Raw genomic sequence first — 23,286 nt, 5'->3', positions numbered from 1 at the left:
TGCCGGTTTCGGGCGCTACGGTCGTCGATTGTGACTTTTCGCCCTACGGATCGTCCCCAGGCCCACCCGTTCCATGCGCTGCTCCTGCGCAGTTTCCGCTTCCACGCGCACCGGGCCGCCCAGCGGCTCCTGCGTCAGGGGCGCGGCACGGCCGCGCCGGCCGGCGGCGCGGGCTGTGCGGGGACGCCGGGGACGCCGGGGGCGCCCGTCCCGAAGGGGTACTCGCGCAGCTTGCGCCAGACCCCGTCCGAGCCCTGCTCGTAGAGCGCGAAGCCCTCGCACAGCCAGCCGGCGGCGTAGTCGGCGAGCTCGGCGTAGGCCCGGTCCATCGCCTCCTCGGAGATCCCGTGGGCGACCGTGACGTGCGGGTGGTACGGGAAGGCCAGCTCGCGGGCGAGCGGCCCCTCGGGGTCGCGCACCTCCCCCTGGAGGCGGGTGCAGCCCGGGGCGCCCTCGGCGAGCCGGACGAAGACGACCGGCGAGAGGGGGCGGAAGGTACCCGTCCCCTCCAGCCGCATCGGGAAGGCCGGGAAGGCCCGAGCGACCTCGGCCAGGTGGGCGCGGATCGCGGGCAGCCGGTCCGTCTCCACCTCGGTGGGCGGTACGAGGGTGACGTGCGTGGGGATGCAGCGCGCGGCGGCGTCCCCGAAGCCGGCGCGCAGCTCCTGGAGCTGGCTGCCGTACGGCTCCGGGACCGCGATCGAAACGCCGAGCGTTACGGTCCCCACGTGTGTCTCCTTGGTGTGTGTACGAGGTGCTGCCGCTCAGTGTGGCGGCAGCACCCCCTCGGCCGCCAGGGGCCCGAGGTCCGTCAGTGCTTGGCGGGCAGGAAACCGAGGTGGTCGTAGGCCTGTGCCAGGGTCTCGGCGGCGACCGCCCGGGCCTTCTCCGCGCCCTTGGCCAGCAGGGAGTCCAGGGTCTCCGGGTCGTCCAGGAACTCCTGGGTGCGCTGCCGGAAGGGTGTGACGAAATCGACCATAACGCCGGCGAGGTCGGTCTTGAGCGCACCGTAGCCCTTGCCCTCGTACGAGGCCTCCAGCGCGGTGATCGACTCGCCCGTGAGGGTGGACAGGATGGTGAGCAGGTTGCTGACGCCGGGCTTGTTCTCGGTGTCGAAGCGGATCACGGTGTCCGTGTCGGTGACCGCGCTCTTGATCTTCTTCTCGGTGACCTTGGGCTCGTCGAGGAGGTTGATCAGCCCCTTGGGGGACGACGCGGACTTCGACATCTTGATCGCCGGGTCCTGGAGGTCGTAGATCTTCGCGACCTCCTTGACGATGTGCGCGGCGGGGAGGGTGAAGGTCTGGCCGAAGCGCTGGTTGAAGCGCTCGGCCAGGTCGCGGGTCAGCTCGATGTGCTGGCGCTGGTCCTCGCCGACCGGGACGGCGTTCGCCTGGTAGAGGAGGATGTCGGCGACCTGGAGGATCGGGTACGTGAACAGGCCGACGCTGGCGCTGTTGACCCCGCCCTTGGCGGACTTGTCCTTGAACTGGGTCATCCGGCTGGCCTCGCCGAAGCCGGTGATGCAGTTCATGACCCAGCCGAGCTGCGCGTGCTCCGGGACGTGGCTCTGGATGAAGAGCGTGCACCGCTCGGGGTCCAGGCCGGCCGCGAGGAGCTGCGCGGCGGACAGGCGGGTGTTCGCGCGGAGGTCCTTCGGATCCTGCGGCATGGTGATCGCGTGGAGGTCGACGACCATGTAGAAGGCGTCGTGCGTCTCCTGGAGGGCGACGTACTGGCGGATCGCTCCGAGGTAGTTCCCGAGGTGGAACGAGCCGGAGGTGGGCTGGATGCCGGAGAGCGCGCGAGGACGGTCAGAAGCCATGCCCCCCATTCTTCCACCTGCCCGGCCCGCGTCCGTGCGGCGGGCCGGTGCGCTCCGCGGGGCGCGGTGCCGCTGCGCGGGCCGACCCCTCCCCGCCCTTCGCCCGTTCCTCCCCCAGCTACCGCTGGGAGGTGCCCCCAGGGGGCTCCGCCCCCAGACCCCCGCGCCTCAAACGCCGGCGAGGCTGGATTTCGCGCAGCGAAATTCCAGCCCGCGCTGGGGGCCCCTCCCAGCGGTAGCTGGGGGAGTTTGAGCGCAACGGGGTCCGGGGCGCAGCCCCGGGGAACGGGCGAAGGGCGGGTAGGGGACCTCGCCCCGCGCAGCGGCCCACCCACCCGCACCCGGCTCACCGGCACCGGCCCCGGCCCCGGCCCCGGCCGGGAGTCAGGCCAGCGGGAGCCCAGGGGCGGGGAAGGCCGCCATGAGGTCGCAGACCTCGGAGCGGATCGCGGCGAGGGCCGCCTCGTCGGCCTTGGCGGCGGCGTCCACCGCACGGGAGATCCAGTCCGCCACCACCGGCATGTGCGCGGCGGTCAGCCCCCGCGACGTCAGCGACGGCGTACCGATCCGGATCCCCGACGGGTCGAACGGCTTGCGCGGGTCGAACGGCACCGTGTTGTAGTTCACGACGATGCCCGCCCGGTCCAGCGCCTTCGCCGCGATCTTGCCGGAGACGTCCTTGCCGGTGAGGTCGATCAGGATCAGGTGGTTGTCGGTGCCGCCCGAGACCAGGTCGAAGCCCCGCTCCAGCAGCGCCGCGGCCAGCGCCTTCGCGTTGGCCACGACCGCGTGCGCGTACGAGACGAAGGACGGCTGCGCGGCCTCGTGCAGGGCCACCGCGATGCCCGCCGTCGTCTGGTTGTGCGGGCCGCCCTGGAGGCCCGGGAAGACCGCCTTGTCGATGGCCTTCGCGTGCTCCTCCTTGCACATCAGCATCGCGCCGCGCGGGCCGCGCAGGGTCTTGTGGGTGGTCGTGGAGATCACGTCCACGTGGCCCGCCGGGGAGGGGTGGGCCCCGCCCGCGATCAGGCCGGCGATGTGGGCCACGTCCGCGACGAGGACCGAGCCGGCCTCCTCGGCGATGGAGGCGAAGGCCTCGAAGTCGATGGTGCGGGGCAGGGCCGTACCGCCGCAGAAGATGATCTTCGGGCGTTCGGCCAGGGCCAGCGCCCGCACCGCGTCGTAGTCGATGAGGCCGGTGTCGGCCTGGACGCCGTACTGGACGCCGCGGAACCAGGAGCCGGTGGCCGAGACGCCCCAGCCGTGGGTCAGGTGCCCGCCCATCGGCAGGGCCATGCCCATCACCGTGTCGCCGGGCTTCGCGAAGGCCAGGTAGACGGCCAGGTTGGCCGGGGAGCCGGAGTACGGCTGGACGTTCGCGTGGTCCACGCCGAACAGGCCCTTGGCCCGCTCGACCGCGAGCGCCTCGACGCGGTCGATGTTCTGCTGGCCCTCGTAGTAGCGGCGGCCCGGGTAGCCCTCGCTGTACTTGTTCTGCAGGACGGTGCCGGAGGCCTCCAGCACGGCCGCGGAGACGTAGTTCTCGCTGGGGATCAGCCGCAGGGTCTCCGCCTGGAGGGTCTCCTCGGCGGACACGAGCGCGGCGAGCTCGGGGTCGGTGGCGTACAGGGCGGGCTGGCGGTGCGCGGTCATCGCGGCTCCTCCGGGGTCGATGTCGAATCTCGTCCCCGCGAGGCCCAGGCGAGCGGCCCTGTATGCGGTCGTGCGCGCACGACTCCCCCGGAGTTGGTTCTCCGTACGCCAGTCGCCGTGCGTACCGAACACCATAGCGGGCGCGGCACCGAGGAGGTTTCCGGTTCCACGATCCGAGCGACGATACAAAGGACGTCACCCACGTCACCCGGGCCACCAGCCAGACGGACGATCGGAGACCCCGTGTCGAGAACTGCTGATGCCATCCGCTCCGCCGACGAACACAGCGCGCACAACTACCACCCCCTGCCGGTCGTCGTCGCGTCGGCGGAGGGGGCGTGGATGACCGACGTGGAGGGCCGCCGGTACCTCGACATGCTCGCCGGGTACTCGGCGCTCAACTTCGGCCACGGCAACCGCAGGCTGATCGACGCCGCCCGCGCGCAGCTGGAGCGGGTCACCCTCACCTCCCGCGCCTTCCACCACGACCGCTTCGCCGACTTCTGCGCCGAACTCGCCGCACTGTGCGGCAAGGAGATGGTGCTGCCCATGAACACGGGCGCGGAGGCGGTGGAGACGGCGGTCAAGACGGCCCGCAAGTGGGGGTACGAGGTCAAGGGCGTCCCGGACGGCCAGGCAAAGATCGTCGTCGCCGCGAACAACTTCCACGGCCGGACGACGACCATCGTGTCCTTCTCCACCGACCACGAGGCCCGCGACCACTACGGCCCCTACACGCCCGGCTTCGAGATCGTCCCGTACGGGGACCTGACCGCCCTCGAAGCCGCCGTCACCGCCAACACCGTGGCCGTGCTGCTGGAGCCGGTCCAGGGCGAGGCCGGGGTGCTCGTCCCGCCGGCCGGATACCTGGCGGGCGTACGGGAGCTGACGCGCCGGCGGAACGTGCTGTTCATGGCGGACGAGATCCAGTCGGGCCTGGGCCGCACCGGCCGGACCTTCGCGTGCGAGCACGAGGGCGTCGTGCCCGACGTGTACGTCCTCGGCAAGGCGCTCGGCGGCGGGGTCGTGCCCGTGTCGGCCGTGGTCGCCGACCGGGACGTGCTCGGCGTGTTCCGCCCCGGCGAGCACGGCTCCACCTTCGGCGGGAACCCGCTCGCCTGCGCCGTCGCCCTGGAGGTGATCGCGATGCTGCGCACCGGCGAGTACCAGCAGCGGGCCGCGGAACTCGGCGACCACCTGCACCGGGAGCTGAACCTGCTGGTCGGCGGCGGCGCGGTGACCGCCGTGCGCGGCCGCGGCCTGTGGGCGGGCGTGGACCTCGCCCCGGCGGTGGGGACGGGCCGCGAGGTCTCCGAGAAGCTGATGGAGCTCGGCGTCCTGGTGAAGGACACCCACGGGTCGACGATCCGGATCGCGCCGCCGCTGGTGATCTCCAAGGAGGACCTGGACTGGGGGCTCGACCGGCTGCGGTCGGTCCTCTCCGCGTGACGGCCCCGCCGGGGCGGGACCGGTCGGTCCCGCCCCGGCGGGGGTCCCGGTGCTGCGGTGGACACGGGGAGGGGGCCGCCGGACGATGGGAGGACCCCGTACGGGTGCGCGCCCGGGTCCTTCCGGGCCGGCCCTCCGATGGGAGCTGCCCCATGCACCGACGCAACCGAAACACCCTGCTCAGCGGCGTCCTGGCGGCCTCGGTCGCCCTCGGCGGCGCCGCCCTGGCCGTACCGGCCGCCGCGGCCGCGCCGACGGCGGTGCCCGCCGCCAGCTGCACCGTCACCCCGAACCCGCAGGGCGAGGGGGTCGTCATCACCGGCGAGGGGTTCACCGCCCCGCGCAAGCTGAACGACGGCCAGACCACCGACCCCCTGACCATCAACGCCGACGGCACGTTCAGGGTGGAACGGCCCAAGAACGCCGACTACACCGTCCTCGCGGTCGAGGAGACCCAGAACTTCGTCTTCGTGAACTGCAAGGACGCGAGCGGCCAGAAGCCCGGGACCGGTGTCAACAAGAAGGACTACAACAAGGGCTACCGGGACGGCCTGTGGGCCGGCCGCAAGGCGGCCCGCACGGACTGCGACGAACCGGCCCAGCCGGACAAGAGCAAGATGCGCTCCGAGTCCTACTGGAACGGCTGGACGGCGGGCGCCCAGGCCGCCTTCGACAAGTGGTGCCACACCGGCTCCGACGGCGGACCCGTCGGTTCCGGCGGACCGGTCGGCTCTACAGGATGACGTGCGGCAGGAAGCGGGCGTACTCGTCCGTGACCGGCCCCGCCGACTCCCGGATGCCCAGCCCCGCTGCCTCCTCCTCGACGACCCACGCCCCGAGCACCACGCGGTTGCCGTCGAAGTCGGGCAGCGGGGCCAGCGCCTGGAAGACGTACGTCTCCCCCTCGGCCGGTACGAAGGTCTCGCCCTCCCCGCCCGGCTCGTGCAGCGTGACCCCGGCGCCCTCCCGGCCCAGCAGCGGCTTGGCGGCGTACCCGCAGGTGTCGGCCAGCTCGCGGGGGCCGTCGAGGTAGGCGGGCAGCAGGTTGGGGTGCTCGGGGAAGAGCTCCCACAGGATCGCCAGCAGCGCCTTGTTGGCGAGGAGCATCTTCCACAGCGGCTCGATCCAGGCGGTGGTGCCCGAGCCGCCGCCGTGGTCGTAGGTGCCCAGCACCTGCGGGCCGAACTCGTCGGTGGCCAGCCACTCCCACGGGTAGAGCTTGAAGCAGCTGCGGATGAAGCGGAGCTTCTCGTCCACGAACCGGCCCGAGAGGCTGTCCCAGCCGATCGTCTCCACCGACAGCGCGTGCGTCTCCAGTCCGGCCTGCTCGGCGGTCTCCTGGAGGTAGGCGACCGTCATCAGGTCCTCGCCGAGCTCGTCGGTCTCGGAGTGCGCGAAGTGCACCGGGCCCGGCGGCAGCAGCTCGGCCTGGCGGCGCCAGGCCTCGACGAGCCGCTCGTGGAGGGAGTTCCACTGGTCGGCGCCCGGGAAGCGCTCCTCCATCCAGAACCACTGCGGGCTCGCCGCCTCCACCAGGGAGGTGGGCGTGTCGGCGTTGTACTCCAGCAGCTTGGCGGGCTCGCCGGCGCCGTCGTAGCGCAGGTCGAACCGGCCGTAGAGGGAGGGCTGTTCGGCGCGCCGGCGCCAGGACTCGGCGATCCGCGCGGCCAGCTTCGCATCGGTGATGCCGAGGTCCGCGAAGCGGTCGTTGTCGACGATGTGCGCGGCCGCGGCCAGGCACATGGCGTGCAGCTCCTCGACGACCTCCTCCAGCGCCTCGACCTCGGGGAGCGAGAAGGAGTAGTACGCGCTCTCGTCCCAGTAGGGGCGCAGGGAGTCGTCGGGGTAGCGGGTGAGGGGGTAGATCAGCCCCTGCTCCTCGACGGTCTTCTGCCAGTCGGGGCGCGGTTCGATGGTGTGCCGCTGCATGTGCGCTCAGCCGCCGGAGGAGCCGGAGCTGCTGTGGCCGCCGATGCCGCCCCGGGTGACGGCCGACTTGTCGAAGCTGCCGCCGGTCACCTTGCCGTTGCTGACCCTGCCGCCGTAGTAGTACGAGCCGGTGCCGCCGCTCTTGCACTCCTTGGCGTTCAGGTGGTCCAGCGTCGAGCGGGAGGCGCAGCGCTTGTCGGGCTCGTCGCTGCTCCCGCAGGCCACGAGGGTGGCTGCGAGCAGGCCCATGCCGCCGAGGGCGACCGCGCCGGAGCGCATGCGTCGTCTGGTCGTGTTGCCGGTATCCATGGCCTGCACCCTAGAGCGGGGGTGCGGGGGGATGGAATCCGGCCGTCGTCACACCCTTGTCACGACGGGTGACTTAAAGTCGGTTCGTGCTGATTGGGATGGTATGCGCGCTGGGTGCGGCGGTCTGTTTCGGTACGGCGTCGGTGCTCCAGGCGATGGCGGCGAGGGCGGCGGCCCGGCCCGGGGGCGGCTCGGGGGTGGACGCGGCACTGTTCCTGCGGGCGGTGCGGCAGTGGCGGTACCTGGCGGGGCTCGGGCTGGACGCGGTCGGCTTCGTGCTCCAGATCATCGCCCTGCGGCACGTCCCGATCTACGCGGTGGGGGCCGCGCTGGCCGCGAGCCTGGCGGTGACGGCGGTGGTCGCGGCCCGGCTGCTGGGGATGCGGCTGTCGCGGCTGGAGTGGGGCGCGGTGGGGGTGGTGTGCGCGGGGCTGCTGATGCTCGGGCTGGCCTCCGGCGAGGAGGGCTCGGGGACGGGCACGCCCGCGCTGGAGCTGGGCCTGCTGGTCGTGGCCGCCCTCGTCCTGGTGGTCGGCGCGGTGGCGGGGCGGCTGCCGGACGGCTCGCGCGCGCTGGTGCTGGGTCTGGCGGCGGGGACGGGCTTCGGGGTGGTGGAGGTGGCCGTCCGCCTCATCGACTCCGTCACGCTGCGGGAACTGCGCAACCCGGCGCTGTACGCGCTGCTGCTGGGCGGGGCGGCGGCGTTCCTGCTGCTCACCTCCGCCCTGCAGCGCGGCTCGGTGACGGCGGCGACGGCGGGCCTGGTCCTGGGCGAGACGATCGGCCCGGCGCTGGTGGGCGTGGCCTGGCTCGGCGACCGCCCCCGCGAGGGCCTGGCCTGGCTGGCGGTGACCGGCTTCGCGGTAGCGGTGGCGGGCTCCCTGGCCCTGTCCCGCTTCGGCGAGCCGGAGCCCTAGCCGGCCGCTCTGACTCCGTCCAGGAACGCCGCGAATGCCGCCGCGTTGAACGCCAGTACCGGGCCGCCAGGGGTCTTGGAGTCCCGGACGGGGACGATGCCGGGGAGGTTGACGGCGACTTCCACGCACTGGCCGCCGTTGTTGCTGTAGGAGGACGTGAACCAACGAGGGGATTCGGTCGAGGTCGTCACGGGGTGCCCTTTCGCAACGTGCTGATCATGGCCACGGAAGCCGCCTGGGACAGCGCCTCTGCCTGGAGCTGATGATAGGCCGTCAAGATCGGCAGCACCGCAGTGCTTTCCCGCTCAAGATAGCCCCGCTGGGCGGACTCGGCATACGACATAAGCGTGCGGTCCGGCTGGGTGAGGACGGTCACCGGCAGGTCAAACGGCCGGCGCTCCCCCATGTCGAACGGGGCGACCTGGAGCACAGTGTTAGGCAGGTCCGCAAACTCGATCAGCCTCTCCAACTGCGCGTCCATGACGGCGGATCCGCCGATCGGCCTGCGCAGGCAGCTCTCGTCCAGCACCACGAAGACCAGGGGCAGCAGGCGCCGCACGAGGGAGGACTGCCGCTCCGCCACCAGCGCGACCCGCTCCGCCGCCTGGTCAGGCGTGATCGCACCACGCCTGACGGCCGATTCGGCGAGGACCGTCGCGTACTCCGGCGTCTGCAACAGACCCGGGATGACGCCCACCTCGTACAGCCGGATCTCCGCCGCACGCCCCTCGTACCCCACGAACTCCGGGAACCCCTCCAGCAGGCTCCCCTGCCGCATCTCCCGCCACTCCCGCTCGAACACGTCTCCAGTGCCGAGCGCCCTGTCCGCGTTACGCGCGAACGGCAAGGTCGGCACTTTGCGACCAGTTTCCACACCCGAGACATGGGTGCTCGAATACCCCATCCGCTCACCCAGCTCGTCCTGCCGCCAGCCGCGCGTGACCCGCAAGCTGCGCAAGCGCGCACCAAACGCGGCCTGCGGCGAACTCTCCGGGTTCAGCTCCTTGATGTTCACGGGGCTACCACCAACTTCCTGTCCTCCCCTGGCACGTTGAATGCTTCCCTGACAGCAGCCACCCTGAACCTCCCCAGTAGCGGAACGGTTACGGAGCGGAGCGGTGCCATGTCCAACGCGGGAAACGAATGGCGGCAGCGGTTCAGCAGCACCCGACGAGGCGCACGCCTCGCCCGGCATCTGGCCGAGCTCGAACTGTGCCGGTGGGACTTCCCGCTCGGCGGGGAGGAGTCCGGGCGGGTCGCGCAGGTCGTCGCCGAGCTGGCGGCCAACGCCGTGACCCACGGCTGGGTGCCGGGGCGGGACTTCGAGCTACGGCTCCGGGAGCTGGACGGGGTGCTGCGGGTGGAGGTGTCCGACGCGCACGCCGGAAAGCGGCCCGACCTCCGGCCCCCCGCGGACGGGCACGGCTACGGGCTGCGGATCGTCGAGGAACTCTCCGACGCCTGGGGCGTCACCGGCCGGGTGGTCGGCAAGACCGTCTGGGCCGAGGTCGCCAAGCGGCGGCGGCCGGCCGCTACGGCAGCGCGGCCGTGAGCGCCGCCAGGGTCGGGGCCCAGGCGCTCGTCGCAGGGGTGCCGTAGCCGACGACCAGGGCCTCGCGCGGGGGCATCTGCGAGTCGGGGTGGCGGAAGCGGGCGAGGCCCTCCAGGGCGAGGTCCTGCCAGGCGGCGGCCTGGACGATGGACCGCTCCGTGCCCGGCGGGAGGTCCAGCACGGCGTGCAGCCCCGCCGCGATGCCCGACACCGGGACCCGCCCCGCCACCGCGGCGACGAGGTCGTCCCGGCGGCGCCGGTACCGCAGGCGCATGCCGCGCACGTGGCGGTCGTACGCCCCGGAGGTGATGAACTCCGCCAGGGTCAGCTGGTCCAGCGCGCTGGACGTCCAGTCGACCGCGCCCTTCGCCGCCAGCACCTCCTCCAGCAGGTCCGGCGGGAGCACCATCCAGCCCATCCGCAGCCCCGGGGCCAGGGACTTGCTGGCGGTGCCCAGGTACACCACCCGGTCCGGGTCCAGCCCCTGCAGCGCGCCGACGGGCTGGCGGTCGTAGCGGAACTCCCCGTCGTAGTCGTCCTCCAGGATCAGCCCGCCCGTGCTCCGCGCCCAGTCCACGGCCGCCGCCCGCCGCGCGGGGGTGAGGGCCGCGCCCGTCGGGAACTGGTGCGCCGGGGTCAGCAGCACCGCCCCTACGCGGGGGCCGAGCCCGGCCAGGTCCGGGGTGCGGGCCCCGGCCTCGTCCACCCACAGCGGGCGGGTCGTCAGCCCGGCGCCGGCCAGCAGGTCCCGGTGCACGTCGAGGCTGTACCCCTCCACCGCCACCTCCCGCACCCGCCGCCCCCGCAGCACCCGGCCCAGGAGCTGCAGCGCGTGCGCGAAGCCGGCGCACAGCACGATCCGGTCCGGGTCCGCGTACACCCCCCGGGCCCGCGCCAGGTACCCGGCGAGCGCCTCCCGCAGCTCCGGCCGGCCGCGCGCGTCCGCCGCGTACCCGAAGGCCTCGTTGGGGGCGGCGGTCAGGGCCCGCCGGGCCGCCGCCAGCCACGCCCCGCGCGGGAAGCCGCCCAGGTCCGGGGAGCCGGGGACCAGGCTGTACGCGGGCCCCCGCCGCGCGGGGCCGCGTACGGCCTGCCGCCCGCCGGCGGCCCGGCGCACCGCGGCCCGCTCCGCGACCCGGGTGCCCGAGCCCTGGCGGGCCGTCAGCCAGCCCTCGGCGACGAGCTCCGCGTACGCCTCCGCGACGGTGTTGCGGGCGATCCCCAGGTCGGCGGCGAAGGAACGGGAGGACGGCAGCCGGGTCCCGGGCGCGAGCCGCCCGCTGCGCGCGGCCTCCCGCAGCGCCTCCGTCAGCGCGGCCCGCAGGCCCCGGACGCCCGCCGCCGCGGCGAGGTCCACGTGCAGGTCGGCTCCGAAAGTGGCCCACGATCCGGTCATGGAGTTGGACCATACCGGCGGGCCGCCCCGGCCCTACGTTGGACACATGAGCAACCAGACCGGCACCCACGCCCACACCCGGACCCAGACCGCCGAGCTCGCCGCCGAGCACGCCCCCCGCATGCAGTACGCGAAGGTCGCCCCCGAGGTCTACAAGGCCGTCATCGGCCTGGAGATCGCGGCGAAGAAGGGCCTGGACCCGAGCCTCGTCGAACTCGTCAAGCTCCGCGCCTCGCAGATCAACCACTGCGCCTTCTGCCTGGACATGCACAGCAAGGACGCGCTCGCCGCCGGCGAGAGCGTCGAGCGCGTCATGCTGCTCGCCGCCTGGGAGGAGTCGCGGCACTTCTACACCAAGAAGGAGCTCGCCGCGATCGAGCTGACCGAGGCCGTCACCGTCCTCACGGACGGTTTCGTGCCGGACGAGGTGTACGAGCGGGCCGCGAAGCACTTCGAGGAGGCCGAGCTGGCCCAGCTGATCGCCGTCATCGCGACGATCAACGTCTGGAACCGGATCGGCGTCACCACCCGCATGGTCCCGGGCCACTACACCCCGCCGGCGGCCAGGAAGGCCTGATCAGTCCGGCCGGAACGACTCCAGGGCCGCCGTCAGGTTCGCGCGCGTCGTGGTGCTGTCGGCGGCCGGGCCTGCCGCGAGCAGCGCCCACCGGCCGCCACCCGGGACGGTGACGATCCGTTCCATGCCCCGACGGCGGCCGCCAGACTCCGAGCTGTCGTACTCGTAGACCAGCTCGCAGCCGGTCCCCGCGGTCGGCTCGATGGAGACCTGCCGGTAGCCGGGGTTCGCCTTCAGCTGGTCCGAGGAGATCTGGAGCAGCGTGCACGAGCCCATGGCGCTGCTCTCCGTGACCCGGAAGACCTGGAGGAGGGCGCTGCGGTCCCCGGGCCGGCGGTAGAAGGAGCCGCTGCCCGTCTCGTCGGTGCTGGGCTCCCAGCCCTTGGGGATCGCGACCGAGAAGCCGTTCTCGTTGTGGACCACGGTGTGGCCGCCGCCGGTGCTCGGCGACGGGCTCGGCGACGACGGCGACGACGGCGACGGGTTCGTGGGCCCGGGCGTGGAGGGGCCGGGCTCCGGGGCCGTCTGCTGCCCCGACGGGGAGGCGGGCGGCCGCGCGTCCCCGCCGGCGCCGTCCTCGGCTCCGAGCAGCATCCACGCCGCGACGGCGGCGCCGCCCACGACGGCCGCCGCGAGCCCGACCAGCACCGGGGTACGCCACTGCTGCCCGCCGCCCGACGGGGGTGGCGGCGGAGGCGGGGGCAGGGGCGCGGACGGCATCGGGGCCCACGGCTCGTGGTACCCGGAGGCGGTCGGCGGGGGCGTCGCGGGCAGCGGGGAGGCCGGGGGCGCCGCGGGCGGCGTGGCCGGCTGCCCCGCCCCCCGCGCCGGAGCCGGCCCCCACTCCCAGCGCTGCGACTGCGGGTCCCAGCGGGCGCCGTCGGACGAGGACACCGGTCAGCCTCCCAGCGAGGCGAGCAGCCCGCCCAGCGCGGTGGCCGCGCTCAGCGTCTCCACCAGCGGGGCCCACCGCTCCAGTGCCCCGCGCAGCCGCGCGGGCAGGCCGGGCCGGATCTCCTCGGTCCCCTCCAGTTCCCTGGCCGCCGCGTTGAGTTCGGCGTCGAGGCCCGAGCACTCGTCGCTGCTGGGCAGTCTTACGAGGGCGGCGCGCAGGTCGCGTACGGCCTCCAGCAGTTCCTCGGCAGTGGGCGTCCGGTCCTGCGCACCGCCGTCGTGGTGGTGGACGGTGTTGGTGTTGTTGCTGCCGCCGATGCTGAAGGCGCTGCCGTGGACGTCTCCGATACTGATCCCGCGCGCGTCGTCGTTATTTGCCACCGCTGCTCCCCTTGCCGCTCGTACCGCTGGTGTTGGTGTTGTTGCTGCCGCCGAAGCTGGCCGCGCTGTTGTTCATCGACTGGATGTAGACCCCGCCCTCGGCGACGGTGACCGCGCGCCGCGCGAACTCCTCGGTGTGCCAGCCGGCTTCGTGCAGGGCGACGGTAACCCCGCCGACCACCCGGTCCTGAATCGTTTTCAGATACCGGTCGAGGTCCATGAGGTGGAAGAGGGAGCCGTCGTCCGTCGCGGCGAGCTCCCGCACCGACAGCCCCGGCCCCTCGGGGCGGGCTCCGCCGTGGCCGCCGGTGGCGATCCGCCCCGTGCTGCCGCTCCCCCGGGCCAGGGTGGCGACGGAGGCGGCGAACGAGCGGGGGGTCGCGGAGAGCGCGTCGAAGGCCTTGCCGAGCCAGTTGTTGTTCAGGAGCCGCTGCGCGTCAGCGTCGGCGTTCTGGAAGTCGGCCCGTACGGGGAGCAGCACGTGCGGGGCCACTTCCAGCATCAGCATGCCGCCCTGGGTGTGGACCCGTACGAAGACGGTGACGACGAGGTTCTCGTCCCAGCCGCCGACCCGGATGCGCAGGAAGTGCCGGCGCCGCTCCCCGCCCTCCTCCACGGCTCCGCGGAGGTGCTCGCCGAACTGCTCGGGGGACAGCGGGGCCGCGTCGCGGTGCGGGAGGCCGACGGCCGGCAGGAACACGCACTCGTCGACGGCCAGCTCGCGCAGGCGGTCCAGTACGGCGTCCTGTGCCTGCCGGGAGCCGTGCGGGGAGGGCACGCGCAGGGCCTGGAGCAGTGGGGTGATGCGTCCGACGATGTGCGCGTTGGTGAGGGCCTGCGGCTTGCGGCCGGGGCCGAGGTCGTCGCGGGGGCGCAGTTCCACGGACAGCTGCCAGGGCCGGAAGGCCTCACCCGCCCCGGTGAACGGGGCGTTGATGTCGTACATGACCAGCGGGGCGTGCTGTTCCTCCCGGATCCGGGCGCGGGCCCGGGCGAAGCGGGGGCTCTGCGAGGCCTCGGCGGGGTCGTGCGCCAGGTCGGCGTACCGGGCCGGGGAGAGTTCCCGCAGGACGATCCGGGCGGCGTGGCCTCGCTGGAGCCCGACGACGGTGACGAGGGCCGCGAAGACGAGGGGGGTCAGCCACGCCCTCAGGGAGCCGCTCGCTCCGGGACGGGGATGGGGCATGTTCGTGACGGCGAGGACCACGTCGTCGGAGAGGAAGGAGAAGAAGTCGAGGAACGCGCCGACTGCCGCATAACTGCCGGTCATGGCCGTCCAGATCGCCAGGACGACGAAGAGCAGCCACACCCAGGTGTAGACGCGCAGGATCTCACCGAGGAAGCGGACCCTGCGGTTGCGGCGGGCGCGCAGCCAGTCGGCGAGGCTCAGCAGGAGGAAGGGGACGAGCAGCAGGGCGAGCTGCCAGCCGGTCAGCAGGGACCCGACGAACCAGGCGCCGACGACGCCGGCGGCCCAGCCGAGTTCGACGCGGCGGGCGCGCAGCGCGTGGGCGAGTACGCGGGCGGCGTCGAAGCCGTACGAGGGGGCGGCGATCCGCTCCTCGTGCACGTACAGCTCTTCGATCACCCGATCGCGGTACGCCGCGTCGAGGTACGTCCCCGCGCACAGGAGGCGGCCGGCCTCGCTGGCCGAGGGGTGAACGGGCGGGCGGCCGCCCCGCGGGTCCGTTCCGGCGTCACCGCCGCCGGACTGAGGGGGAATCAGGTGGTCGGTCACCGGGCGACCTTATTTTCCGCCTACATGGTTGGACAGCCGCTTTCACGCCAAAGCGCCCCGGCCGGGTTTGGACGGGGCGCTTCGGGATTCGTACCGGTCAGGCCCTCAGGTGAAGGGCCTGGTCAGGACGGGTGGATCAGATCAGGCCGAGCTCGCGGACCGCGTCGCGCTCCTCGACGAGCTCCGCCACGGACGCGTCGATGCGCGCACGGGAGAACTCGTTGATGTCCAGGCCCTGGACGATCTCGTACTTGCCGTCCTTGGTGGTGACGGGGAAGGAGGAGATGATGCCCTCCGGGACGCCGTAGGAGCCGTCCGACGGGATGCCCATCGAGGTCCAGTCGCCCGCGGCGGTGCCGTTGACCCAGGTGTGCACGTGGTCGATGGCGGCGTTGGCGGCCGAGGCGGCCGAGGAGGCGCCACGGGCGTCGATGATCGCGGCGCCGCGCTTGGCGACGGTCGGGATGAAGGTGTCGGCCAGCCACTGCTGGTCGTTCACGACCTCGGCGGCGTTCTTGCCGGCGATCTCCGCGTGGAAGATGTCCGGGTACTGGGTCGCCGAGTGGTTGCCCCAGATGGTGAGGCGCTTGATGTCGGTGACGTCCGAGCCGGTCTTCTGGGCCAGCTGCGTGATCGCGCGGTTGTGGTCCAGGCGGGTCATCGCGGTGAAGCGCTCGGCCGGTACGTCCGGGGCGGCGGCCTGCGCGATGAGGGCGTTGGTGTTGGCCGGGTTGCCCACGACCAGGACCTTGATGTCGTCCGCGGCGTGCGCGTTGATCGCGGCGCCCTGCGGCTTGAAGATGCCGCCGTTGGCGGCGAGCAGGTCACCGCGCTCCATGCCGGCGGTGCGCGGGCGGGCGCCCACCAGCAGCGCGACGTTGGCGCCGTCGAAGCCCTGGTTCGGGTCGTCGAAGATGTCGATGCCCTTGAGCAGCGGGAAGGCGCAGTCGTCGAGCTCCATGGCGGTGCCCTGGGCGGCCTTCATGCCCTGGGGGATCTCCAGGAGGCGGAGCTTGACCGGCACGTCCGCGCCGAGCAGGTGGCCGGACGCGATGCGGAAGAGCAGCGCGTAGCCGATCTGGCCGGCGGCGCCGGTGACAGTGACATTCACGGGAGTGCGGGTCATGGCCTTCTCCGTTAGACAGCTGGCGGTGGGGCGTCCCCGCCCCATGTGCTGGACCCCAATGACTGGGGAGGACGCCGCTTCCCTGTCCTGTGAATCTTGACGTGAAGAGACATCCGCGGTCAGGCTATCCGACCCGCGGGGCCCCCAATCCCCCGGACCCTGTGGTCCACGGCACACGGGTGTCCGGGTGCGGAGGTTTCGAAGGTCCGGACGGGTGTACGCCCCTGTTCCCGGCCGTCACTCGGCCGTCACTCCACCCGGAAGACCTCTCCCGTCCGGTGCCCTTCGACCGACTTGACGTAGGCGTTCGCGGCGCGGGCGACCGGTACCGGGTCGAAGCCGGCGAAGGCGTCCCCGTACGCGTCGAGGGACTCGGTGAAGACGGTCGGGCTGACGGCGTTGATCCGCTGGCGGCCCGGGAGTTCGATGGCGGCGGCCCGCACGAAGGCCTCGACGGCGCCGTTGGCGAGGGAGGCGACCGAGCCGGTGAGCAGCGGTTCGCGCGCGAGGATCCCGGTGACCAGGGTGAAGGAGGCGTGCGCGGGGAGCCGGGGGGCGCCCTGGCGGACCAGCTCGACCTGGCTGACGGCCTTGCCCTCCAGGCCCTCGCGGACGTCGGCGGTGGTCAGCTCCGACAGCGGGCGCCACGGGACGCTGCCGGCGGCGCTCGCCACCGCGTCGACGGGGCCGGCCGCGTCGTACATCGCCCGGATGGACTCGGGGTCGGTGATGTCGACGTACACGTCCGCGTCCTTGCGGGAGGCGGTGACCACCTCGTGGCCGCGCTCGCGCAGGGCCGTGCGGACCGCGCTGCCGAGGGTTCCGTTGGCTCCGACCAGGAGCACCTTCAGGGGAGCGTTCATATGACGAGCATCCGCCCCGCCCCATCGTGAAGTCCAGCTACTTCGGCTACACCCATCGTTAAGCTGAACTCATGCTTGATGTGAAGCGGATGGTCATCCTGCGGGACCTCGCCGAGCACGGGAAGGTCACCGTGGTCGCCGAGCTGCACCGGGTGACCCCCTCCGCGGTCTCCCAGCAGCTGCGCGCGCTGGAGGCCGAGGCCGGGGCCGCCCTCGTCGAACGGGAGGGGCGCGGCCTGCGGCTCACCCCGGCCGGCGCGGCCCTGGCGGCCGCCTGCGAACCGGTGCTGGCCGCGCTGGAGCGGGCCGAGGGGGCGGTACGGGCCCTGGACACCGGCCCGGCCGGCGAGCTGTACGTCGGCTGCGCCCCGAGCGCCCTGGCGACGGTGGCCGCGCCGCTCGTCGCCCTGCTGGCCCGGCGCCATCCCGGGCTGCGGCCGCGCGTGGTCCAGGCCGACCCCGAGGAGGCCGTGCCGCGGCTGCGCGGGCGCCGCCTGGACCTCGCGGTGACGTACGCGTACCCGCTGCTCGGCGCCGCGCCCGCGAGCGGGACCACCGCCGTCCCGCTGTTCGACGACCCGCTGTGCCTGGCCCTGCCCGAGGCGCTGCTGCCGGCCTACGAGCGGGAGGGGCCGGCGGCGCTGCGCGACGCCGACTGGGTCTCGGCGCCCGCCCCGAGCAGCTGCCGGGAGATGCTCGTGCACACCTGCCGCAACGCCGGGTTCACCCCGCGCATCGCGCACGAGTGCTCCGACCTGCGGGCGGGGCTGTGGCTGGTCGCCGCCGGGCGGGCCGCGTCGGTGCTGCCGAGGCTGCTGTGCGACGCGCCGCCGCCCGGCACGGCGGTGGTCGAGCTGCCGGGCCGGGGGCGGACCCTCCAGGCGCTGGTCCGGGCCGGTACGGAGACCCGCCCGGCGGTCGCCGCGGCCCTGGGCGCCCTGAGGGAGGTCGTCAGCGGACGGTGAAGCGGACCGCGCTCTCCAGGAAGGGGAGGTGCAGCCACGGCCCGGGTTCCATGACCAGCGCGAGCAGCGTGATGGCCACGCCCAGCACCCCGTACGTGATCATGTCCGTGAAGCGGGAGCGCACCGCGAGCATGCCCACCGAGGGCAGGACGCGCCGCATCACCGCCGCCGCGATCAGCGCGACGCCGATCACCAGGCAGCCGACCCGCGCCTGCCCCACCGCCGTGGTCAGCAGCCCCACCGCGGTGGCGGCGAGGACGCTGAGCATCGGCCACTGACGGGCCGGCGTGGACACCGCCCCCGGGATCGCGCGGCCGCCGCCCTCGGGGCGGGCCGTGTCCTGGGTGACGGTCGGAAAGCGCCGCGACCGCGCGACCGCCGGCACGGCCCGCTCCGCCGCCTTGCCCTGGCCGGGCGCCCCGCCCGCGTCGGGCGTGGGCTCGGGCTCCGGGGCCTTCGCGGGGTCCGGGCCGGTGGCCGGGCGGTCGTCGGCCTTCGGGCGGGGCGCCTCGCCGGGCGCCCCGTCCGTACCGCTCACGTCGTGCTCAGCCCGCACTGGTGGTCCGCTCCGCCGCCTCGACGACGTTCACCAGCAGCTGCGCCCGCGTCATCGGGCCGACACCGCCCGGGTTCGGGGAGAGCCAGCCCGCCACCTCGGCGACGCCCGGGTGGACGTCCCCGACGATCTTGCCGTTCTCGTCGCGGCTGACGCCGACGTCCAGCACCGCCGCGCCCGGCTTCACGTCCTCCGGCTTCACCAGGTGCGGGACGCCCGCCGCCGCGACGACGACGTCCGCCTGGCGCAGCAGCCCGGCCAGGTCGCGCGTACCGGTGTGGCACAGCGTCACGGTGGCGTTCTCGGACTTGCGGGTGAGCAGCAGCCCGATGGAGCGGCCGACGGTGATGCCCCGTCCGAGTACGACGACGTGCGCGCCGTTGATCTCGACGCCGTGGTGGCGCAGCAGCTCGACGATCCCGTACGGGGTGCAGGGCAGCGGGCCCTGCTCGTTCAGGACCAGCCGGCCCAGCGACATCGGGTGCAGGCCGTCGGCGTCCTTGGCCGGATCCATCAGCTCCAGGACGCGGTTGGTGTCGATTCCCTTGGGGAGCGGGAGTTGGACGATGTAGCCCGTGCAGTCCGGATTGGCGTTCAGCTCGCGCACGACCGCCTCGATGTCCTCCTGGGAGGCCGTCGCGGGCAGTTCGCGCTGGATGGAGGCGATGCCGACCTCGGCGCAGTCCTTGTGCTTGCCGTTGACGTACCAGCGGCTGCCCGGGTCGTCACCGACCAGGAGGGTGCCGAGGCCGGGGGTGACGCCCCGTGCCTTCAGCTGCTCCACACGGGCCTTCAGTTCGGATTTGATCGCGGCCGCGGTGGCCTTGCCATCGAGAATCTGGGCGGTCATGGGGGCATCCTCCCGGATGGGGCGGCCCGGCTTCCACTCGGGCGTCGGCCGGATCGCGCTCTTGATTGCACTTGCACAACAAGTCTGGCCCGGCTCGGCAACTGGCTGGACAAGCCCGGTGCGGGCCCACCACGATGACGGGCAGCAAGACGATCGGAAAGAGTGCCGCGGGCAGTGCCGGGGGGCGTACCGCAGAAGCAAGTGTCCTCCAGCGTGCCGTGCGTCCCCGCACTTCACGGAGGAAAGACCCAGATGAGCTTCGGCGACCCGAACAACCCCTACGGGCAGCAGCCTCAGCAGCCGCCGCAGGGCCAGCCCGGCTACGGCTACCCGCAGCAGGCCCCGCAGGGCGTCCCGCCGCAGGGCCAGCCCGGCTACGGCTACCCGCAGCAGGGCCAGCAGCCCTACGGCGTCCCGCCCCAGGCGCCGGGTACCCTCCAGGCCAACAACGGCTACATCAACGTCGCGGGCCTCGGCACCGTCCAGGTCGCCACGATGGGCCGCCGCTTCGGCGCCCGCGTGATCGACGGTCTGATCATCGGTGTCCTGTACTTCATCCTGAGCTCCGTCGTGTTCGCGGGCGCCTTCGGTGCGGCCAGCGACATCAAGGACTGCTCGGGCATCGACCCGCTGTCCCCCGACTACAGCACCTGCCTCAACGAGGCGTCGGCCCAGGCCGGCGAGGCCGCGGGCGGCATCTTCGCGGCCTTCTTCGGCGGTCTGCTCATCCTCGGTCTCGCCACCCTGCTCTACGAATGGCTGATGATCGCCTTCGTCGGCGCCACCGTCGGCAAGATGGCCCTCGGCCTGAAGGTCGTCAAGGAGAACACGGGCCAGGTCCCCGGCATCGGCGGCGGCTTCATCCGCTGGATCATCCCGATGGTCGGCTCCGTCCTCTGCGGCATCGGCCAGCTCCTGGTCTACCTCTCCCCCTTCTTCGACAACTCGGGCAAGCTCCAGGGCTGGCACGACCGTGCCGCCGGCACGATCGTCGTCAAGAAGTAAGCAGCAGGCAGTACAGGCAGTACACACCGCTCACGGCGAAGGCCGCGTCCCGCACTGCGGGACGCGGCCTTCGCCGTCTACCGGGTCTACCGGGCTGCTCAGTGGAAGAAGTGGCGGGTGCCGGTGAAGTACATCGTCACGCCTGCCTTCTTCGCCGCCTCGACGACCTGCTCGTCACGGACCGAACCGCCCGGCTGGACCACGGCCTTGACACCCGCGGCGGTCAGGATCTCCAGCCCGTCCGGGAAGGGGAAGAAGGCGTCCGAGGCCGCGTACGAGCCCTGCGCGCGCTCGGCGCCCGCCCGCTCGACGGCGAGCTTCGCCGAGTCGACGCGGTTGACCTGGCCCATGCCGACGCCGACCGAGGCGCCGTCCTTCGCGAGCAGGATCGCGTTGGACTTGACGGCGCGGCAGGCCTTCCACGCGAAGGCGAGCTCGGCGAGCTCCTCGGCGGACAGCGCGTCACCGGTGGCCAGCGTCCAGTTCGCCGGGTCGTCGCCCTCGGCCTGGAGGCGGTCGGTGACCTGGAGCAGCGCACCGCCGTCGATCGGCTTGACCTCGACCGGGTTGGCCGGGGCGCCCTCGGCGCGCAGCACGCGGATGTTCTTCTTGCGGGCCAGCACCTCGACGGCGCCGTCCTCGTACGCCGGGGCCACGATGACCTCGGTGAAGATCTCCGCGACCTGCTCGGCCAGCTCCACCGTCACCGGGCGGTTGACGGCGATGACGCCGCCGAACGCGGAGAGCGGGTCGCAGGCGTGCGCCTTGCGGTGCGCCTCGGCGACGTCGGCACCGGTCGCGATGCCGCACGGGTTGGCGTGCTTGATGATCGCGACGCAGGGGTCGGCGTGGTCGTACGCGGCCCGGCGCGCGGCGTCGGTGTCCGTGTAGTTGTTGTACGACATCTCCTTGCCGTGCAGCTGCTCCGCCTCGGCCAGGCCGCCGGTGCCGTCGACGTAGAGCGCGGCGCCCTGGTGCGGGTTCTCGCCGTAGCGCAGCACGTTGTTACGCGCGTACGTGGCGCCCAGGAAGTCGGGGAAGCCGGAGTCGTCCGCGGCGGCGTAGTCGTCCGCGAACCAGGAGGCCACGGCCACGTCGTAGGCGGCGGTGTGCTGGAAGGCCTCGGCCGCGAGCCGCTTGCGGGCGGCCAGGTCGAAGCCGCCGCCCTGGGCGGCCGCGAGGACGTCGGCGTAGCGGGCGGGGCTGGTGACGACCGCGACGGAGGGGTGGTTCTTGGCGGCGGCGCGGACCATCGAGGGGCCGCCGATGTCGATCTGCTCGACGCACTCGTCGGGGGTGGCGCCGGAGGCGACCGTCTCCCGGAAGGGGTACAGGTTGACGATCACCAGGTCGAAGGGCTCCACGCCCAGCTCGGCGAGCTGGTTGCGGTGGTCCTCCAGGCGCAGGTCGGCGAGGATGCCGGCGTGCACGCGCGGGTGGAGGGTCTTGACGCGGCCGTCGAGGCACTCGGGGAAGCCGGTGAGCTCCTCGACCTTGGTGACGGGCACCCCGGCGGCGGCGATCTTCGACGCGGTGGAACCCGTGGAGACGAGCGCGACGCCCGCCTCGTGCAGGCCGCGGGCCAGCTCTTCCAGTCCCGTCTTGTCGTAGACACTCACGAGCGCGCGGCGGATCGGCCGCTGGGTCGTAGCCGTCGTCGTTTCGTTGGCGGTCACTGGATTGTTACCTTTCGTCCCTCAATGCGGTAGCCGTGCCGGGCCAGGCGCCCCACGACGTCGACGAGCAGCTGGCGCTCGACTTCCTTGATGCGCTCATGGAGCGCGGCTTCGCCCTCCCCGTCCCGGATCTCCACGACACCCTGGGCGATGATCGGACCGGTGTCCACGCCGCTGTCCACGAAGTGGACCGTGCAGCCGGTGACCTTCGCCCCGTACGCGAGGGCGTCGCGCACCCCGTGCGCTCCGGGGAAGGCCGGGAGGAGGGCGGGGTGGGTGTTGACGAACCGGCCGCCGAAGCGGTCGATGAAGCTCTTCCCGACGATCTTCATGAAGCCGACGGAGACGACCAGGTCGGGCGCGTGGGCGTCGGTCGCCTCGGTGAGCGCGGCGTCCCACTCCTCACGACTGGCGTAGGCCTTCACCGGACACACGAAGGTGGGGATCCCCGCCTTCTCGGCCCGCTCCAGGCCGGCGATGCCGTCGCGGTCGGCGCCGACGGCGACGACTTCGGCCCCGAAACCCTCGGCTCCGCCGGGGTGGGCCTCGATGGCGTCGAGCAGGGCCTGGAGGTTGGTGCCGGAGCCGGAAACCAGCACGACCAGGCGGGAGGCGGCCATGTGAGGCCCTTTCTCACAGGATTTGCGACATTCGTCTTGTGCGGTCATACGAAACTTCGGGGTACCGATATACGGGGAACCATACGAAGCCACCGACCGCCTGCAACGATACCGGCACACCGGACCGCCCCCGAGGGACGGGGGGACGGCCGGGCGGTAGCGTCTGGCGTACAAGCCGCGAACGACGCGGAACGCGCCCTCGTACGCGGGGCGCGCCCGCGCACGACACAGGGGAAGTCACACACTCGATGCCGGACCGCCGCCAGCCCGACCCCTCGACCGACGACAACCCCTTCGCGGCACCCCCGGAGGGCCGGCCCGACCAGCCGTGGCAGCCCCGGCAGCCGCAGCGGCCGCAGGACGGCGGCGGTTCCGGCGGTCCCGGCGGCGGCCCGGGCGACCCCGGCGAGGGCGGCCCGGCCCGGTGGGACCCCATGGACCCGGTCCAGCGGCGCGCCCGCTACGCGCTCCTCTCGGGCATGTGGGGCTTCTTCTTCGGCATCTTCGGCATCCCGTCGGTCGGGCTGCTGCTGGGCGCGCTGGCCATGTACTGGGGCATCAGCGCCCTCCGCGGCCGCCCCGCGACCGACGCGGAGCCCGGCGGCCTGTCCGCCCTCGGCCCGGCGGCCCGCCCGCAGCGCGCGGCGGCGGTGAGCGGCCTGGTCGCGGCCACGCTGGCGCTGATGCTGGCGGCGGGCTCGTACGCGCTGCAGCTGGCGTACAAGGACTTCTACGTCTGCCGCGACGACGCGCTGACCCGCACGGCGGAACTGAAGTGCAACACCCTCCTCCCGGACAACACCCTCGGCAAGATCCTCCGAGTCCAGCGCTGACCCCGCCGGGGGCCCTGGCGGCACCCGCTGCGCGGGGCCGTCCCCTCTCGCCTCCAACGCCGGCGGGGCTATGGATAGCCCCGCCGGCGTTTGAGGCGCGGGGGTCCGGGGGCGTCGGGCAGCAGTGGCAGCGGCTCGGCGTCGACGCCTGGCCCGGCGCGACGGCCGCCTA

25 protein-coding genes and 1 riboswitch are annotated in these 23,286 nt (G+C 73.1%); of the genes, 8 read left to right on the top strand and 17 right to left on the bottom strand.

The genetic code is table 11. The features are described 5' to 3' along the window. Window positions 1-134 precede the first annotated feature (134 nt). The 3 genes from ACQKM2_RS32455 to glyA form a co-directional block, all read right to left on the bottom strand. A complete protein-coding gene (locus tag ACQKM2_RS32455) occupies window positions 135-728 on the bottom strand; it encodes a 2'-5' RNA ligase family protein (protein WP_427716136.1) in 594 nt (197 codons plus the stop codon). Window positions 729-811: 83 nt separating this feature from the next. After that, entirely contained in the window at window positions 812-1,825 is a 1,014-nt protein-coding gene (gene trpS, locus ACQKM2_RS32450; protein ID WP_362474921.1) for a tryptophan--tRNA ligase, read from the bottom strand. 384 nt (window positions 1,826-2,209) lie between these two features. Next, the gene (gene glyA, locus ACQKM2_RS32445) at window positions 2,210-3,478 is read right to left on the bottom strand and encodes a serine hydroxymethyltransferase (protein WP_427716132.1); all 1,269 of its coding nucleotides are present in this window, start codon (window positions 3,476-3,478) and stop codon (window positions 2,210-2,212) included. Between the two features lie 35 nt (window positions 3,479-3,513). Continuing rightward, a riboswitch (ZMP/ZTP riboswitch) is annotated at window positions 3,514-3,604 on the bottom strand. Between the two features lie 117 nt (window positions 3,605-3,721). On the opposite strand from glyA, the gene rocD reads away from it, so the two are divergent. Together rocD and ACQKM2_RS32435 are read left to right on the top strand one after the other, a co-directional pair. Further along, window positions 3,722-4,927 carry an ornithine--oxo-acid transaminase gene (gene rocD / locus ACQKM2_RS32440; RefSeq protein WP_427716129.1) on the top strand — a complete coding sequence of 402 codons (1,206 nt, stop codon included), beginning with the start codon at window positions 3,722-3,724 and terminating at the stop codon, window positions 4,925-4,927. A gap of 152 nt (window positions 4,928-5,079) precedes the next feature. After that, window positions 5,080-5,670 carry a hypothetical protein gene (locus ACQKM2_RS32435; protein WP_427716126.1) on the top strand — a complete coding sequence of 197 codons (591 nt, stop codon included), beginning with the start codon at window positions 5,080-5,082 and terminating at the stop codon, window positions 5,668-5,670. Here ACQKM2_RS32435 and ACQKM2_RS32430 read toward each other — a convergent pair. Together ACQKM2_RS32430 and ACQKM2_RS32425 are read right to left on the bottom strand one after the other, a co-directional pair. Beyond that, entirely contained in the window at window positions 5,660-6,856 is a 1,197-nt protein-coding gene (locus ACQKM2_RS32430) for a glutathionylspermidine synthase family protein (protein ID WP_427716124.1), read from the bottom strand. The two genes, ACQKM2_RS32435 and ACQKM2_RS32430, sit on opposite strands and share 11 nt — an antisense overlap. A 6-nt stretch (window positions 6,857-6,862) precedes the next feature. Continuing rightward, on the bottom strand, window positions 6,863-7,165 hold the full coding sequence (locus tag ACQKM2_RS32425; RefSeq protein WP_427716121.1) for a hypothetical protein: 303 nt from the start codon (window positions 7,163-7,165) through the stop codon (window positions 6,863-6,865). Window positions 7,166-7,263: 98 nt separating this feature from the next. On the opposite strand from ACQKM2_RS32425, the gene ACQKM2_RS32420 reads away from it, so the two are divergent. Continuing rightward, window positions 7,264-8,082 carry a hypothetical protein gene (locus tag ACQKM2_RS32420; protein ID WP_427716198.1) on the top strand — a complete coding sequence of 273 codons (819 nt, stop codon included), beginning with the start codon at window positions 7,264-7,266 and terminating at the stop codon, window positions 8,080-8,082. Here the strand turns inward: ACQKM2_RS32420 and ACQKM2_RS32415 are convergent. Both ACQKM2_RS32415 and ACQKM2_RS32410 read right to left on the bottom strand, forming a co-directional pair. Next, window positions 8,079-8,273, bottom strand: coding sequence for a DUF397 domain-containing protein (locus ACQKM2_RS32415; protein ID WP_427716120.1), 195 nt, complete (start codon window positions 8,271-8,273; stop codon window positions 8,079-8,081). The two genes, ACQKM2_RS32420 and ACQKM2_RS32415, sit on opposite strands and share 4 nt — an antisense overlap. Continuing rightward, window positions 8,270-9,097, bottom strand: coding sequence for a helix-turn-helix domain-containing protein (locus ACQKM2_RS32410; RefSeq protein WP_427716118.1), 828 nt, complete (start codon window positions 9,095-9,097; stop codon window positions 8,270-8,272). Before ACQKM2_RS32410 ends, ACQKM2_RS32415 begins: the two co-directional genes overlap by 4 nt. A gap of 108 nt (window positions 9,098-9,205) precedes the next feature. Between ACQKM2_RS32410 and ACQKM2_RS32405 the strand changes: the two genes are divergently transcribed. Beyond that, complete coding sequence (locus tag ACQKM2_RS32405; RefSeq protein WP_427716117.1) at window positions 9,206-9,634, top strand: ATP-binding protein; 429 nt, start codon at window positions 9,206-9,208, stop codon at window positions 9,632-9,634. Here the strand turns inward: ACQKM2_RS32405 and ACQKM2_RS32400 are convergent. After that, window positions 9,615-11,030: a PLP-dependent aminotransferase family protein gene (locus ACQKM2_RS32400; protein WP_427716114.1), complete on the bottom strand. Its 1,416-nt coding sequence runs from the start codon at window positions 11,028-11,030 to the stop codon at window positions 9,615-9,617. The two genes, ACQKM2_RS32405 and ACQKM2_RS32400, sit on opposite strands and share 20 nt — an antisense overlap. Before the next feature lie 46 nt (window positions 11,031-11,076). On the opposite strand from ACQKM2_RS32400, the gene ACQKM2_RS32395 reads away from it, so the two are divergent. Further along, entirely contained in the window at window positions 11,077-11,607 is a 531-nt protein-coding gene (locus ACQKM2_RS32395) for a carboxymuconolactone decarboxylase family protein (RefSeq protein ID WP_427716112.1), read from the top strand. On the opposite strand, the gene ACQKM2_RS32390 is transcribed toward ACQKM2_RS32395, so the two are convergent. From ACQKM2_RS32390 to ACQKM2_RS32370, 5 genes are all read right to left on the bottom strand, one after another. Beyond that, window positions 11,608-12,501 carry a hypothetical protein gene (locus tag ACQKM2_RS32390; RefSeq protein ID WP_427716109.1) on the bottom strand — a complete coding sequence of 298 codons (894 nt, stop codon included), beginning with the start codon at window positions 12,499-12,501 and terminating at the stop codon, window positions 11,608-11,610. It abuts the gene before it with no gap. A gap of 3 nt (window positions 12,502-12,504) precedes the next feature. After that, window positions 12,505-12,882 (bottom strand): hypothetical protein, encoded by a 378-nt coding sequence (locus tag ACQKM2_RS32385; protein ID WP_427716108.1) that lies wholly within the window; start codon window positions 12,880-12,882, stop codon window positions 12,505-12,507. After that, window positions 12,872-14,620, bottom strand: coding sequence for a hypothetical protein (locus ACQKM2_RS32380; protein WP_427716107.1), 1,749 nt, complete (start codon window positions 14,618-14,620; stop codon window positions 12,872-12,874). Before ACQKM2_RS32380 ends, ACQKM2_RS32385 begins: the two co-directional genes overlap by 11 nt. Window positions 14,621-14,756: 136 nt before the next feature. Then, window positions 14,757-15,746, bottom strand: coding sequence for a malate dehydrogenase (locus ACQKM2_RS32375; RefSeq protein WP_427716104.1), 990 nt, complete (start codon window positions 15,744-15,746; stop codon window positions 14,757-14,759). A gap of 248 nt (window positions 15,747-15,994) precedes the next feature. Next, on the bottom strand, window positions 15,995-16,609 hold the full coding sequence (locus ACQKM2_RS32370) for a short chain dehydrogenase (RefSeq protein ID WP_427716102.1): 615 nt from the start codon (window positions 16,607-16,609) through the stop codon (window positions 15,995-15,997). 71 nt (window positions 16,610-16,680) lie between these two features. On the opposite strand from ACQKM2_RS32370, the gene ACQKM2_RS32365 reads away from it, so the two are divergent. Further along, window positions 16,681-17,574: a LysR substrate-binding domain-containing protein gene (locus ACQKM2_RS32365; RefSeq protein ID WP_427716101.1), complete on the top strand. Its 894-nt coding sequence runs from the start codon at window positions 16,681-16,683 to the stop codon at window positions 17,572-17,574. On the opposite strand, the gene ACQKM2_RS32360 is transcribed toward ACQKM2_RS32365, so the two are convergent. Both ACQKM2_RS32360 and ACQKM2_RS32355 read right to left on the bottom strand, forming a co-directional pair. Then, a complete protein-coding gene (locus tag ACQKM2_RS32360; RefSeq protein ID WP_427716099.1) occupies window positions 17,561-18,112 on the bottom strand; it encodes a DUF3017 domain-containing protein in 552 nt (183 codons plus the stop codon). The genes ACQKM2_RS32365 and ACQKM2_RS32360 overlap by 14 nt on opposite strands. A 7-nt stretch (window positions 18,113-18,119) precedes the next feature. After that, window positions 18,120-18,980 carry a bifunctional methylenetetrahydrofolate dehydrogenase/methenyltetrahydrofolate cyclohydrolase gene (locus ACQKM2_RS32355; protein WP_427716096.1) on the bottom strand — a complete coding sequence of 287 codons (861 nt, stop codon included), beginning with the start codon at window positions 18,978-18,980 and terminating at the stop codon, window positions 18,120-18,122. A gap of 252 nt (window positions 18,981-19,232) precedes the next feature. Between ACQKM2_RS32355 and ACQKM2_RS32350 the strand changes: the two genes are divergently transcribed. Next, entirely contained in the window at window positions 19,233-19,985 is a 753-nt protein-coding gene (locus ACQKM2_RS32350) for an RDD family protein (RefSeq protein ID WP_285345646.1), read from the top strand. Window positions 19,986-20,083: 98 nt separating this feature from the next. Here ACQKM2_RS32350 and purH read toward each other — a convergent pair whose 3' ends face one another. Together purH and purN are read right to left on the bottom strand one after the other, a co-directional pair. After that, entirely contained in the window at window positions 20,084-21,661 is a 1,578-nt protein-coding gene (gene purH / locus ACQKM2_RS32345; RefSeq protein ID WP_427716094.1) for a bifunctional phosphoribosylaminoimidazolecarboxamide formyltransferase/IMP cyclohydrolase, read from the bottom strand. After that, the gene (gene purN / locus ACQKM2_RS32340) at window positions 21,658-22,281 is read right to left on the bottom strand and encodes a phosphoribosylglycinamide formyltransferase (RefSeq protein WP_427716092.1); all 624 of its coding nucleotides are present in this window, start codon (window positions 22,279-22,281) and stop codon (window positions 21,658-21,660) included. Before purN ends, purH begins: the two co-directional genes overlap by 4 nt. Before the next feature lie 248 nt (window positions 22,282-22,529). Between purN and ACQKM2_RS32335 the strand changes: the two genes are divergently transcribed. After that, window positions 22,530-23,114: a hypothetical protein gene (locus ACQKM2_RS32335; RefSeq protein WP_427716090.1), complete on the top strand. Its 585-nt coding sequence runs from the start codon at window positions 22,530-22,532 to the stop codon at window positions 23,112-23,114. Window positions 23,115-23,286: the final 172 nt, after the last annotated feature.

Origin of the sequence: Streptomyces sp. NPDC004126 (assembly GCF_050275515.1) — a bacterium.
Lineage (GTDB): Bacteria > Actinomycetota > Actinomycetes > Streptomycetales > Streptomycetaceae > Streptomyces.
The sequence above is the reverse complement of the archived record's forward strand: the minus strand, read 5'-3'. Positions and strand labels throughout refer to the sequence as shown.